This is a genomic window from Perlucidibaca sp. (assembly GCF_057084925.1).
Window position 1 is genome coordinate 67,840 of record NZ_JBXMRC010000008.1, and the last position, 13,406, is coordinate 81,245.

At 55.2% G+C, this 13,406-nt stretch carries 15 protein-coding genes and 1 tRNA gene; 11 read left to right on the forward strand and 5 right to left on the reverse strand.

Annotation, left to right across the window (positions count from 1 at the left end; genetic code table 11):
• The first annotated feature begins 91 nt into the window (after positions 1-91).
• On the forward strand, positions 92-1,363 hold the full coding sequence (locus tag AC14IB_RS02295) for a hypothetical protein (RefSeq protein ID WP_484230377.1): 1,272 nt from the start codon (positions 92-94) through the stop codon (positions 1,361-1,363).
• Positions 1,364-1,435: 72 nt separating this feature from the next.
• On the opposite strand, the gene AC14IB_RS02300 is transcribed toward AC14IB_RS02295, so the two are convergent.
• Both AC14IB_RS02300 and AC14IB_RS02305 read right to left on the reverse strand, forming a co-directional pair.
• Positions 1,436-1,511 (reverse strand) — tRNA-Asn (locus tag AC14IB_RS02300).
• 118 nt (positions 1,512-1,629) lie between these two features.
• Positions 1,630-2,529 carry an AEC family transporter gene (locus AC14IB_RS02305; protein WP_484230378.1) on the reverse strand — a complete coding sequence of 300 codons (900 nt, stop codon included), beginning with the start codon at positions 2,527-2,529 and terminating at the stop codon, positions 1,630-1,632.
• A 139-nt stretch (positions 2,530-2,668) separates the two neighbouring features.
• Here AC14IB_RS02305 and msrB point away from each other — a divergent pair, with 139 nt between their 5' ends.
• The 6 genes from msrB to AC14IB_RS02335 all read left to right on the forward strand — a co-directional run bounded on the left by msrB (position 2,669) and on the right by AC14IB_RS02335 (position 7,342).
• The gene (msrB, locus tag AC14IB_RS02310) at positions 2,669-3,172 is read left to right on the forward strand and encodes a peptide-methionine (R)-S-oxide reductase MsrB (RefSeq protein ID WP_484230379.1); all 504 of its coding nucleotides are present in this window, start codon (positions 2,669-2,671) and stop codon (positions 3,170-3,172) included.
• Between the two features lie 2 nt (positions 3,173-3,174).
• Positions 3,175-3,774, forward strand: a complete 600-nt coding sequence (msrA, locus tag AC14IB_RS02315) for a peptide-methionine (S)-S-oxide reductase MsrA (RefSeq protein ID WP_484230380.1) — start codon at positions 3,175-3,177, stop codon at positions 3,772-3,774.
• 13 nt (positions 3,775-3,787) lie between these two features.
• Positions 3,788-4,816: an AraC family transcriptional regulator gene (locus AC14IB_RS02320; RefSeq protein WP_484230381.1), complete on the forward strand. Its 1,029-nt coding sequence runs from the start codon at positions 3,788-3,790 to the stop codon at positions 4,814-4,816.
• Positions 4,817-4,940: 124 nt separating this feature from the next.
• Positions 4,941-6,035, forward strand: coding sequence for a fatty acid desaturase (locus AC14IB_RS02325; protein ID WP_484230382.1), 1,095 nt, complete (start codon positions 4,941-4,943; stop codon positions 6,033-6,035).
• Positions 6,032-6,811, forward strand: a complete 780-nt coding sequence (locus AC14IB_RS02330; RefSeq protein WP_484230383.1) for a PaaX family transcriptional regulator C-terminal domain-containing protein — start codon at positions 6,032-6,034, stop codon at positions 6,809-6,811. The genes AC14IB_RS02325 and AC14IB_RS02330 overlap by 4 nt, the downstream gene beginning before the upstream one ends.
• Positions 6,812-6,919: 108 nt before the next feature.
• Complete coding sequence (locus AC14IB_RS02335; protein WP_484230384.1) at positions 6,920-7,342, forward strand: MAPEG family protein; 423 nt, start codon at positions 6,920-6,922, stop codon at positions 7,340-7,342.
• Positions 7,343-7,426: 84 nt separating this feature from the next.
• On the opposite strand, the gene AC14IB_RS02340 is transcribed toward AC14IB_RS02335, so the two are convergent.
• From AC14IB_RS02340 to glnK, 3 genes are all read right to left on the reverse strand, one after another.
• Positions 7,427-7,813: an SCP2 sterol-binding domain-containing protein gene (locus tag AC14IB_RS02340; RefSeq protein ID WP_068858398.1), complete on the reverse strand. Its 387-nt coding sequence runs from the start codon at positions 7,811-7,813 to the stop codon at positions 7,427-7,429.
• A 191-nt stretch (positions 7,814-8,004) separates the two neighbouring features.
• Positions 8,005-9,318, reverse strand: a complete 1,314-nt coding sequence (locus AC14IB_RS02345) for an ammonium transporter (protein WP_484230385.1) — start codon at positions 9,316-9,318, stop codon at positions 8,005-8,007.
• A 30-nt stretch (positions 9,319-9,348) separates the two neighbouring features.
• Complete coding sequence (gene glnK, locus AC14IB_RS02350; RefSeq protein WP_484230386.1) at positions 9,349-9,687, reverse strand: P-II family nitrogen regulator; 339 nt, start codon at positions 9,685-9,687, stop codon at positions 9,349-9,351.
• Positions 9,688-10,135: 448 nt separating this feature from the next.
• On the opposite strand from glnK, the gene ccoN reads away from it, so the two are divergent.
• From ccoN to ccoP, 4 genes are read left to right on the forward strand one after another with little or no spacing between them, the layout of a single operon-like run.
• Complete coding sequence (gene ccoN / locus AC14IB_RS02355; protein ID WP_484230387.1) at positions 10,136-11,557, forward strand: cytochrome-c oxidase, cbb3-type subunit I; 1,422 nt, start codon at positions 10,136-10,138, stop codon at positions 11,555-11,557.
• Between the two features lie 12 nt (positions 11,558-11,569).
• Positions 11,570-12,190 carry a cytochrome-c oxidase, cbb3-type subunit II gene (gene ccoO, locus AC14IB_RS02360; protein WP_484230388.1) on the forward strand — a complete coding sequence of 207 codons (621 nt, stop codon included), beginning with the start codon at positions 11,570-11,572 and terminating at the stop codon, positions 12,188-12,190.
• A 2-nt stretch (positions 12,191-12,192) separates the two neighbouring features.
• Positions 12,193-12,378 carry a CcoQ/FixQ family Cbb3-type cytochrome c oxidase assembly chaperone gene (locus AC14IB_RS02365; RefSeq protein WP_068858394.1) on the forward strand — a complete coding sequence of 62 codons (186 nt, stop codon included), beginning with the start codon at positions 12,193-12,195 and terminating at the stop codon, positions 12,376-12,378.
• The gene (gene ccoP / locus AC14IB_RS02370) at positions 12,375-13,259 is read left to right on the forward strand and encodes a cytochrome-c oxidase, cbb3-type subunit III (RefSeq protein ID WP_484230389.1); all 885 of its coding nucleotides are present in this window, start codon (positions 12,375-12,377) and stop codon (positions 13,257-13,259) included. Before AC14IB_RS02365 ends, ccoP begins: the two co-directional genes overlap by 4 nt.
• Positions 13,260-13,406 lie beyond the last annotated feature (147 nt).

The window sequence follows — 13,406 nt, forward strand, 5'->3', positions numbered from 1 at the left end:
GCCTGAGTGACCGCCATTCCCGCGCTTTCAGCCAATCACACCGCTTCCTGCAGTGTTAGTCTCGCCATGACCAATCAGTCACAGAGCCCATATGATCGACTTAGCTGCTTTCTGGCAGGAACTTTCCGCGCGTCCCGACTTCTGGGGCTTCATCAGCATTCCCATCGTGGCTGCCATCGTAACCTGGGCGCATGTCTGGTGGGCGGTGAAGATGATGCTGTATCCGATCGACTATATCGGCATCCGCACACCGCGCCTGCGCAAGCTGCTCGGTATCAACATCGACCTGCTCGGCTGGCAGGGCATCATCCCGCGCGGGGCACGCCGGATGTCGGACATCGTGGTCGATAACGCCATCAGCAAGATGGGCTCGGTCAGCGACTTCGTGCGCCAGATGGAGCCGGAAAAAATCGGTAACTATGTGGCTCAGCATGTCAGCTCGCGCATCGAGGAATACACCGACGAGGCCATGACCGAGCGCAACGCGGTGTTCTGGGAAAACCTGCCGCCGCTGGTGCGTAAAGGCGTCTACCGCCATGTTCGTAACAATCTGCCGAAAGTCATGCAGCGCCTGATTCACGCCGTCATCGACGATATCGACAATCTGGTGGATGTAAAGGAGATGTGCGGCCGCCAGCTGGAAGCCGATCGTGCTCTGGTGGTGCGCCTGTTCAGCGAAGTCGGCGACGCCGAGTTCCGTTTCATCGTCAATGTCAGCTTCTGGATAGGCCTCGGTTTCGGCCTGCTGCAGATGCTGCTGTTCTACTTCCTTCCCTGGCACGGCATGCTGCCGCTCTATGCCGCCGTGCTCGGCCTGCTCACCAACTGGCTGGCGCTGGCGATGGTCTTTCGTCCGCTTAATCCCGTGCGCCTAGGCCCGTTCAGCTTTCAGGGCCTGTTTCTGCGCCGCCAGGCTGCTGTCTCCGACAAGTTCGCTGAGCTATGCTCGCAGGAAATTCTCACCATCCATCGTTTCATGAGCGAGATGCTCATCGGCGAGAAGTCCGACCGGGCGCGCCGCCTGATCAAGCGCCACATCAGCACGCTGGTGGACGACTCGCCGATCGCGCGTACCGGCGCTCAGGTCATGATGGGCGCGGCCGGCTATTCCGAGTTCAAGACCCGCATTGCAGATCAGGGCGCTGCCTTTGCCCTGCTGCCGCTGGCCGACAAAGACTTCAATCGCGAACGCTCGGCCGCACTGGCAGAGCTGCTGGCCGGGAAAATGAAAGAGATGTCGCCCGCCGAGTTTCAGGACCTGCTGCGACCGGCCTTTCAGCAGGATGAATGGATTCTGCTCGTACTCGGCGCCGTCACCGGCCTGCTCGCCGGCACGGCGCAGCTACTGCTCGGCTTTGCCTGACGCGGCAGTAAGCCACGCTGAACCTCAGACAGCAAAAAACCCGCACTAGGCGGGCTTTTTGTTACCACAATATGGCTCCTCGAACTGGACTCGAACCAGTGACCCACGGATTAACAGTCCGTTGCTCTACCGACTGAGCTATCGAGGATCGGTGAGGACGCGAATCATAGTGATGCGCCCGTTACGGGTCAAGCCTCTGCGCGACTGTTTGCTCATAAAAAAGCCGCTCACGGGAAAACAGCCTGTATCGTACTGAGCAGGCGGCCTCAGGGCAGTACCATGCTCCACAAAGGCACCGTCACCAGCGACAATAAAATGCCAATACCTAACACGGCATTCGCTAAGTCAGGCTCCAATTGAAACTGTTCCGCCAAAATGGCAGCAGAGATCATGGGTGCCATGGCGGCCTGCAATACCGCAACACTCAAGATGGCACCGGAAACACCTAAGACACTACCCAGACTCCACATCACCACCGGTGCCAATGCCATTTTCCAGCTCAGTGCCACGCCCACGGGTAACCACTGATGACGGGCCAGTTGCAACTTCAGGCGTAGGCCCACCGAAAACAATGCTAAGGGCGCCAGCGATTGTGCTATCCGATGTAAGACGCTTTCCACTTGCGATGGCCACCCGCCCAATTGCCCGACCAACAATCCGATGATGAGACAGACAAACGCGGGAAACAGCAGCACTCGCCTAGCCACAGCGGCGGGGGTAGCGGCTTGTCCGGCATAGATCACGCCGACCATAACACCGCCCAAGCTAAGCATGACAAAGCAACCCAACTGATCCGCCACGACACCCAGAGCCAATTGCTCGGGACCGCGCAAAGCCTCTAGCAAGGGGTAGCCCATAAAAGAGGTATTGCCCAAGCCACACACCAACGTCAATGCGCCGATCCGGGCATTCGACCAGCCTAGGCGTCTGCCCAAAAAGCGGCAAAGTAGAAACGCGCCGAGAAATACCAGCCACTGCGAAATCACCAGATACCACAGGTTAGGATCGAGATGCAGACGAGGAATTAGCTCCAGTACCATCGCTGGTAGGGCAATTTGAACGACCCACCAGTTTAGGCTGGGCGCCAAGGCGGCAGGAGGATTGCCATAGCGGCGCATCAACACGCCCAGGAGCAAACAGACCGACAGTAATAACAACGCACTCATCACGGCTCCGGGACAGATCCCTCAAAGGGCGATAGGGTAGCCGATTCGGGGCAAAGGAAAATATCCCTTATGTGTTGTAGCGTTTCAGCTGCCAGGGCGTCTAAAGCTTGTAACCCTGCTATGACGAGCATAAACCATCATGAATCGAAGACATTTACTGCTTGGCGGATTGGTTGCCCTATTGGCTACGCGTTTCGGCCATGCCGCCACGGTCGCCGCCGAAAAAACCAAACGCTTTATTCAAGAGCCTGTATTTTGGCGCAAGAAAGTTAGCGACGACGCGTGGGATGTGCTTTTCCAGGAAAACACCGAACCGCCTTTTTCCAGCCCCCTCAATGACGAGAAAGCGGTGGGCACTTACCTCTGTGCCGCTTGCTATCAACCGTTGTTCACCAGTAAGGCCAAGTACGACAGTGGCACGGGTTGGCCCAGCTTTTTTCAAGCACTGCCGAAAGCCCTCGGGCGACGCGAAGATCGCAGCCTTTTCATGGTGAGGATCGAGTATCACTGCTCGCGCTGTGGCGGCCATCAAGGCCATGTTTTCGAGGATGGCCCTAAGCCAACCGGGTTGCGTTATTGCAATAACGGGCTCGCTCTGCGATTCATTGAGCAAGGCAAGCCCTTGCCAACACTGAGAGGTTAATCATGGATTTACTCAGGAAGGCATTGCTGCTCTGCACCCTCCCCTTTGCTGTGAGCACCGCTTCGGCAGCAGCCCCGGCAGCCAAGACAGAGACGGCCATTTTCGCCGGTGGCTGCTTTTGGTGCAGCGAATCCGACTTCGAAAAACTGAAGGGCGTGAAGGCTGTCATCTCCGGCTATACCGGCGGACATGTGGATCAACCCAGTTATGCCCAGGTGTCCAGCGGTGCCACTGGGCATCTTGAGGCCGTGGAAGTGCAATATGACCCCAGCGTGATCAGCTATGGACAACTGGTCAGCTACTTCTGGCGCCATCACGACTTTCTCGATGGCGGAGGGCAGTTCTGTGATCGCGGTGAGCATTACGGCCCAGCCATTTTCACGGCCAATGCCGAGCAGATGCGTATTGCCGAGCAGAGTAAATCGGCGCTGCTGAAAGCACGCGGACTGAAACAAATCGCCACGCGCATCGTGCCCGCGAGCACATTCTTTGTGGCGGAGGACTATCACCAGGATTACTACAAGAAAAACAGCTTCCGATATCAGTACTACCGCTTGTCTTGTGGCCGCGATGCCCGTATGAAGGTGCTTTGGCCTCATTGATGCTTTTTAACTTATGCAATTGCCTGCCAGCTACGCCATCTACTTGTTATCCCTCATGCTCGAACGTGGGCATGCGGCGAATGATGTACTGGCAGGTACCGACCTGACGGAAGCCGAGCTTGGCCAGCAGAATCGTCGTATCGAAGGCTTTCAGTATGGTCGCATGCTGGCAAACTCACTGCGCGTCAGTGGTGATCCCGCCTTGGCCTATGAGCTGGGCCTACGTAGCCAACTGACTCAGCATGGCTTTGTTGGCTTCAGCCTAATGAGTAGCAGCACACTGGAGGAAGCCATTGCCCTCAGTCAACGCTATCTTGAGGCACGCGCACCCTTATTTCGCAGCTGCATCCAGTATGAGGATGATTGGGTCATTGTGGAGTTGGCTGAAACCATTCCGCTCGGGGTCTTGAAAAGCTTCACTTGCGACATCGTGCTCGTCGAACTCTGCTGCTTGTTCAACCGCTTGCTGAGTGGACAACCTACACCGTCCCATTGGCGCAGCGAGATTGCCGTACCCTACCCCGAGCCGCCGCATTATGCCGCCTGGCGTGATCGTCTGCCCCTGTTCCACTTCGCCCAACCCAGTATGCAAATCCGCTTTCCACGGCAATTGCTCAGCCAGCGCATTGCCACAGCTAACCCGGCGACGGCACAGCTGGCCATCGCCCAGTGCGAACAAGAGCTCGCTGAGCTCGCCGCCGCAGAAGCCAGAGACCCTTGGGTTGCACAGATTCGTTCACTGCTCAGCGTCAGCAACGGTCGCTACGACCGCCTGCATGAGCTCGCAGATAAACTTCATTTATCCGAGCGCACACTCAAGCGCCGGTTACAGGAAGCCGGCACGTCCTATCAGCGCCTACTCGACGAAGCCCGCGAGCAACAGGCCAAAACCTTGCTGGCCCGTCCCGATACAACCATTGCTCAGGTAGCCGAGGCCTTGGGCTATCAAGATCCGGCCAACTTCACGCGAGCGTTTCGACAATGGACGGGGTACTCGCCCTCGGCGTTTCGGCGTCAACCTTTTGATACACGCTATAACTGACCCCCGAGATTGGCCTAATTTGACAGATATTAGGCACAACTACCCCTGACACTCGGCTAACCCGAAGCCCTAATCTGATGCGGTCGGACTCTCCTGTCCGTCGTTTTCAACGAGGCATCGCTTCATGACGTCATCTCATTCCAACGCATCGGCCATGACCGATGCGCAAAAATCAGAACACATAAAAAATACCGTGCTGGCCGCGGGTGTCGCCCTTCGCGAACGCCATCGCTGGTTGCGGCATCAGGATGCTATCGGCGCCTGCATCATGATTGTTTCCCTGCTCGGCATGATCGCCAGTGGCACGCTCTATGTTCAGGGCGTTATTCCGTGGTGGCTCTGTGTGCCTATCACCGCCATTTTTGCGTCGTTTATTCATGAGCTGGAACACGACCTGATCCACATCATGTATTTCCGTAAGCAGCCCAAAGTCATCAACTTCATGTTACTCATGGGCTGGATTGCCCGTGCCAGTACGGTCAGCCCGTTTGTGCGTCGCAAGCTGCATCTGCATCACCACAAGTTCTCCGGCACCGAGTCCGATCTCGAAGAACGTGGCATCACCAACGGTGAGCGCTGGGGCCTGCGACGTCTACTCATGACCGGCGACAACATGCTCGCCGTTTACCTGCGCCCCATGACCATGCGTAACGCCACACGCGCCTATATCCAGTCGCAGAAGCCGAAGAGCAAGGCCGAAGTGCGCGCCATGATCAAAGAACAAGTCGGTGCCTACTTCCCGCTCGGCAATATTTACTATGCGCTGTTTCACACGTGGGTGATCTGGCATCTGGTGAGCTTCGGTGCTGACCTCACGGGCTATGCCATTACGCTGCCGTCCTGGGCCGAAGCGGGCGTGGCGGGGCTGAATATTTTCGCCGTGGTTTACATGCTGCCGTCTTTTCTGCGCACCTTTTGCCTGCACTTCATTAGCTCCAACATGCACTATTACGGTGATGTCGAGGCAAAAAACGTCATGCAGCAGTGCCAAGTGCTGAATCCTTGGTGGTTGCTCCCGATGCACCTGTTCTGCTTCAATTTCGGCAGCACGCACGCTATTCACCATTTTGCGGTGAAAGAGCCGTTCTACATTCGCCAGTGGAATGCCAAGATCGCGCATAATGTGATGCGCGAGATGGGTGTGCGATTTAACGATTACGCCGCCCTGAAGCGCGCTAATCGCTTTTTCACCACGCCAGAGACTGCCCGCTCAACATGAAACTCAATGCACGACACCTGATACTCGATCTGCTACTTGCCAGTGACCATCATCAGGTGTCCGTGCGTGAAGCTATTACCGCCTGCGGCATTTTCGCGATCAGCGAGAACTCGGTTCGCGTTGCACTGGTGCGTTTATCTGCGGATGGTTTGGTACAAGCTGCGGGCCGTGGGCATTATCGACTCGGCCCGCAAGCCTTGGATTTAGCTGGCGATGTTGCGACTTGGCGTAGCGCCGAGCAACGCCTCAGACCTTGGCATGGCGACTGGATGACGGTGTTCACCGCTAATCTGGGACGCACCAATCGCACTGCACTAAAGCGTCGTGAACGTGCGTTAACCATGTTGGGTTTTCGCGAGCTCGAGCAAGGCCTGCATGTTCGGCCAAATAACTTAGAAAGCAACCCAGAAGCGGTCTTAAAGCGCCTGCACACGCTCGGCCTGGAGCCGGAAGCACGCTTATGTTTGAGTCAGCAATGGAGCGACGAAGCCGCGCTCACAAGCCTTTGGGATACCACTCGCCTCAATGCAGACTACCGGTATTGGCAGCAATCGCTAGAAACCTGGATGCAAAACGCACAGGAGCTCGATGCCGAAACAGCGGCACGTGAATCCTTCTTGCTCGGTGGCCAAGCCATTCGACATGTTGTTTTCGACCCCTTACTTCCCGATAGCTTTATTGATAGCCAAGCCCGACTGGCATTTGTTGCCAGCGTACGCAGGTTTGATAAGGTCGGGCATCAAATCTGGCAGACGCTCTACGCCTCAATACGGTAATCCGCGTGCTTCTTCGCGTCTGGATGTACTAGCAATCACCTTGTAGGGCTGTGACTTAAGTCGCAAGTCGTGTACTTTTCTCCTGTCACTTACTTAACGAGAAAAATCATGACCCTATCCCCCGCCATTTGTGCTCTCTTGTGCTTTGCTGCTCTTACCGCTCTCTTAGCCCTGAGCTATGCGAGTTATCGCGTCGGCTTGGTATTAACCGGCAAAGCGTCTGCCAATGCGTGGACACGCGGCGCGCAAACCTGGAGCGATCCAGCCTTCTTTGTTCGTCTTCAACACGCGCACCTGAACTGTGTTGAAAATCTGCCCGTATTCGCTGCCATTGTGCTGGCCGCCTATGCCACCAATCAGCTCGCGATTGTGGATGGCTTAGCCATGGTATTTCTAGGCCTTCGCATTGGTCAGGTCTTGGTCCACGCCATCAGCATCAGCCCCACTATGGTTTTCATTCGCGCCAACTTGTGGATCGCGCAAATGCTTATCGTGGCTTATTGGATCGTAAAGCTCTGCTCGGGCCTGTAATGACCTGCAGCTTCGGCTAAATCGATGCGCAAAAAAAACCCACCAACAGCGCACTGTTGGTGGGTTTTTTAATCCAGCACTAAATTAAGCAGTCATTTCCAAAATCTGCTTAAACAGAGCCTTCATTGGCTCGCTTGGACGAGCGGACTGCATAGCCATGATCTTGCTCATGTCGCCTTCAACTTTCAGTTGACCGGTCATGAAGCCTTGCATACCCGCGCTGGCATCGCCTTCGAGGAAGATGCGACGCAGCAGCTCAGCCGACAAAATCAGCTTAGTGCCCGCTGCGGCGTTGTGACCCAGCTCAAACTTACCGCCATTCAGGGCGAGATCGACTTTGCCTTCCGGAGCATCGTTGACGGTGACGTTCAGCAGCAGATTAGCGAGGCCAGCAGGTACATTGAGGTCGCCCGCAGCGGCGGTCAGTTCAGCGACTTTTGCAAACCATTGTTGCGACAGGAAAGCTGCCATCTTGTTCTTCTCCAAAAAAGTAATTGTGTAAACACCGGTCTAGTGAATCGCCGGAGGTTGAACCTACACGATGACCGTGACACTGGCAACCAGTCAGTCACGAACTTTGTTGGCGCCCAAACGCTGCAACAAAATGGTGCAACAAAGTCGCGCCGCGCACCAGTTTGGTGATCGCGGCACAACTAAGCACATTAGCGAATGTCGTAGCCCTTCTCATCATGTAAGACGAGATCCAGACCTTCCGTTTCTTGTTCAGCCGAAACACGCAGGCCGCCAGTCAGCACACCCGTGACCTTCAACAATACCCAAGTCACGGCCGCGGTATACACAACCGCAACGCCAACGCCCAAGGCTTGAGCTGAGAACTGATCGGCAATGCTGGCGTTACTGCCACCGAAGCCAAAGCCCGAGAAGATACCCAGATCCGGGCTGGCCAGAACCGCCACAATCAAGCTACCCAAAATGCCGCCCACGCCGTGCACCGGGAAAACATCCAGCGAATCATCAATTTCCCATTTGCGCTTAACGATTTGCGTCATATTGAAGCAGACCAAGCCCGCGAGCACACCAATGATCAACGCACCCATGGGGCCTACGCTGCCAGCGGCTGGGGTAATCGTGCCTAAACCCGCCACCATGCCAGTGACAATACCGAGCACAGAGGGCTTACCGAAACGCTTCCACTCACACAGCATCCAGACCAAAGCGCCGGCGGACGCCGAAATGTGTGTGACCAGCAGCGCCATACCGGCACTGCCATTTGCAGCCAGTGCCGAACCGGCATTAAAGCCAAACCAACCGACCCAGAGCATGCCCGCACCGATGACTGTCATTGTGAGGTTGTGCGGAGGCATCGGCGTTTTGGGGAAGCCACGACGCGGACCAATCACAATAGCAGCAACCAATGCAGCGATACCTGCCGTGATATGCACGGTGATCCCACCAGCAAAATCGATGACGCCGCGCTGAGCCAAGAAACCACCACCCCAAACCCAATGCGCTACTGGCACGTAGACAGCAGCCGTCCACAGCAAGGAGAAGATCAGCGTGGCGGAGAACTTAACACGCTCGGCGAACGCACCAATAATGAGCGCTGGAGTGATGATGGCGAATGTCATTTGGAAAGCCGCAAACAGTACTTCCGGGATATCACCCTGCATCGAGTCGCGATTTATTCCAGCAAAGGCAGCCTTGCTGATACCACCTATCCAGTCTTGAGCAACGCCGCCGTCGCTAAAGGTCAGCGAATACAGGCCTAAGAGCCACAGCACACTAACGCCACCGGCAATGGCAAAGCACGCCATCAGAATGGACAGGACGTTTTTACTGCGGACTAAGCCGCCGTAAAACAACGCTAGACCTGGCAAGGTCATAAACAACACCAACGCAGTCGCTGAAAGAATCCACGCAGTGTTGCCGGAATTCAATGCGACTACGTCGGATGCAAACGCCAGGTTTGGTAGTAGTAATAAAAGGCTAATAAAACCCGCCACGCGAGGAAGCATGGTGCTCTCCTAAAAAGTATAGATTTAACGTTAGAGCGCGTCGTCGTTGGTTTCGCCGGTGCGAATACGAACGACTTGCAGCAGATCAGTCACAAAAATTTTGCCATCGCCGATCTTGCCGGTGGCTGCGGCCTTGCTAATCACCTCAATGACGGAGTCCAATTGGTCATCACTAACGGCGAGGTCCAAACGCACTTTTGGCACAAAATCGACCACATACTCTGCACCACGATAGAGCTCTGTATGACCCTTCTGGCGACCAAATCCCTTCACCTCGGTCACGGTCAAACCGGTTACACCGATATCGGAGAGTGCTTCGCGAACATCATCGAGCTTGAATGGCTTAATGACTGCAGTGATCATCTTCATAACTAACCCCTTGATTATTAAACAGATCGAAATTCAGTACGTGTGATTTAAGCGGCACCTTGAGCCGGCATCTTACTGGCTTAAAGGTATCCGCTCCAAATCGACAAGAAATGACGAACTGTATTTGGGCAGACGACTCGTGCCGCCCTGTTTTAGAGCATGCACAAACTAAGCCAATTTTTCCCTGAAGCCGAAAATCCGGCTAAAAAAGGAATATGAACTGTACTTGGATCAAATTATGAAAAAACTGCCTTAATAGCCTTACATTTTCAGTGCGAATTCTTGCGCCAGCGACTAAAATGCGCCCGCCCAGCACCACGATTCGGTGTTGAGTCAGGCGGCCAGAGCGTGTTCACCCTCTGCCTTATGGCAAGCCTCTGTAACTCGCAAGAAACTGCGAAATGCAGGTTGCCAACGCTTAAATCTGCTACTTATACAGGAAGCAATCATGTCCCATGCTCCGTCAGGCGCCTCGCCGGCGTATCACATGCAGGTGGTCAGGCAATTTGCCATCATGACCGTCATTTGGGGAATTCTGGGTATGGCTGTTGGCGTATTAATCGCCTCTCAGCTTGCCTGGCCCGCTCTCAATTTTGACACCGCCTGGTTTTCCTTTGGCCGCTTGCGCCCTCTGCACACCAACTTGGTGATCTTCGCCTTTGGTGGCTCTGCGCTGATGACAACTTCGTTTTATGTCGTGCAACGCACCACATTAACGCCGCTGTTCATGCCCAAGCTGGCTTCATTTGTATTCTGGGGCTGGCAAGCGGTCATTGTTGCCGCGATCATCACCCTGCCCATGGGACTGACTTCCGCTAAGGAATATGCCGAGCTGGAATGGCCCATCGACCTACTCATTGCCGTGGTCTGGGTCGCTTATGCAGTGGTGTTTTTTGGCACCTTGGTTAAGCGTCAGACCTCTCACATCTATGTGGCGAACTGGTTCTATGGTGGCTTCATCATCACCATTGCGCTCTTGCACATCGTGAACTCGATGGCGATGCCCATTGACACCTTCAAGTCCTACTCCATGTACTCGGGTGCAACGGACGCGATGATTCAGTGGTGGTACGGACACAACGCCGTGGGCTTCCTGCTCACTGCCGGCTTCCTCGGCATGATGTACTACTTCGTGCCCATCCAAGCGGGCCGTCCGGTTTACTCGTATCGTCTCTCGATCGTGCACTTCTGGGCGCTGATCTCGGTCTACATGTGGGCCGGTGCGCATCATCTGCACTACTCGGCACTGCCAGACTGGACACAGTCCTTGGGTATGGCGTTCTCGCTGATTCTGATTGCACCGAGCTGGGGCGGCATGCTCAACGGCGTTCTGACACTATCAGGCGCTTGGGACAAACTGCGTTCGGATCCGATCATCCGCTTCCTCATCGTTGCCTTGTCGTTCTACGCCATGGCCACGTTTGAAGGCCCGATGATGTCGATCAAGACTGTTAACTCGCTGTCACACAACACCGACTGGACCATTGGCCACGTGCATTCTGGCGCTCTCGGCTGGGTTGCCATGATCTCGATTGGTTCCTTGTATGTGCTGATTCCGCGTCTCTGGGATCGTCAGGCCATGTACTCCACCTCGCTGATCAACCTGCACTTCTGGCTGGCGACGATTGGTACTGTGTTCTACATCGTCTCCATGTGGATCTCGGGGATCACCCAAGGTCTGATGTGGCGCGCTATTAACGCCGACGGCACGCTGACCTACAGCTTCATTGAAAGCGTTGTAGCCAGCCATCCGATGTATGTGGGCCGTATGATTGGCGGCGCGCTCTTCCTCACCGGCATGTTCATCATGGCCTACAACGTGTTCAGAACGGTCCGTGGCGATACGCCAAAAGACCTGCCGGCCGCCTAAGGAGATTGCACTATGGCTTCTAAGCATGAATTAGTCGAAAAGAATGTTGGCCTGCTGGCATTCTTTACGGTCATTGCCATCAGCTTTGCAACGCTGGTCGAAATTGTCCCGCAATTCTTCCAGAAAGAAACCACTGAGCCGGTCAAAACCTTGGTCAAGCTCAGCCCGCTGGCCATGGAAGGCCGAGATGTCTACATCCGTGAAGGCTGTCACGTCTGCCACACCCAGATGGTGCGTCCGCTGCGTGCTGAAACAGCTCGCTATGGCCACTACTCCGTGGGCGGTGAGTCGGTTTGGGATCACCCCTTCCTGTGGGGCTCCAAGCGTACCGGTCCAGACTTGGCTCGCGTGGGAGGTCGTTACTCCGATCAATGGCATCGTGCCCACTTGATCAATCCGCGTGATGTGGTGCCTGAGTCCATCATGCCAGCGTACCCTTGGCTGGAAACTACCGCGTTGGATGGTCGTTTGACCGCCAAAAAGTTGGAAACTTTCCGTAATTTCGGCGTGCCTTACACAGACGCGGACATTGCCGGCGCAGCAGAAGCGGTCAAGGGTAAGTCCGAACTGGACGCGCTCGTGGTCTACCTGCAGCAACTCGGTCATGCCTTTAAAGACAGAGGGGTACGGTAATCATGGACAGCGGGACTTTGCACGGCATCGCCACCCTCTTCGCTATGGTGGCTTTCTTAGGGATTTGCTGGTGGGCCTACAAGCCTTCCAATCGCAAGCGCTTTGAAGAAGACGGACAACTCGCGCTGGACTCTGACCCGATCTATCAAGCACGCGCTGAAAAGACGAAGAGTGGAGAAACGAAATGACTGATTTCTGGAGCGGTTACATCATCGTTCTGGCACTGGCCAATATCGTGGTCGTGTCTTGGCTGTTGATGTGGACTCGCAAGATGGACCTGTCGGAAATGGCCGAAGACGGCACCACAGGCCATGAATACGATGGCATCAAGGAGTACAACAACCCCCTGCCGCGCTGGTGGTTGATTTGCTTCTGGGGCTCCATCGCCTTTGCGTTGGGTTATCTGGCCCTGTACCCAGGCCTAGGTAAGTTCCAAGGACTGCTGGGCTGGACCTCACACGGCGAGTTGAAGGCGGATGAAGCCGCGTATGACAAGCAGTTTGGTCCGCTGTACGCCTCCTTCGCCGCCATTCCGATTCCGGAACTGGCGAAAAACGAGCGCGCCATGAAAGTGGCAGGTCGTATTTTTGCTAACAACTGCGCAGTTTGCCACGGATCTAACGCTCGCGGCGGCAATGGCTTCCCGAACTTGACCGACCACGACTGGCTCTACGGTGGCGAACCTGAAAAACTGGTGGAAACACTAACACTGGGTCGTAACGGTGTTATGCCGGCGTGGCTAGACACTATGGGTGAACAAGGCGTTCGTGAAGTGGTGGCTTATGCTCTTTCGCTCTCAGGCCGTAAGGTCAATGCCGACCTCGCTGAAGCAGGTCAAGCGCGCTTTGGCGTTTGCGCTGGCTGTCATGGCGCTAACGGTAAGGGCAACCAAGCACTGGGCGCACCTAACCTGACCGATACCACGTGGCTCTATGGTGGTACACAGAAGAAAGTATTGGAAACTGTCTTCTACGGTCGCCAGAACCACATGCCAAGCTTTGCCAAGACCTTAGGTCCAGAACGTGTTCATTTGATGGCTGCTTATGTTTACTCGTTGTCGAACAAGTAAATCTGATACGAGCAATCATTAAAATGCGTTAACAAACACAGCCTGCGACCATTTGTCGCGGGCTGTTTTGTTTCAAAAGGTCGTAAAATAACGGACATTGTCGAATCGTCGGAAATAACCATGAGCCAGCAGATTCCAACCCGTGAC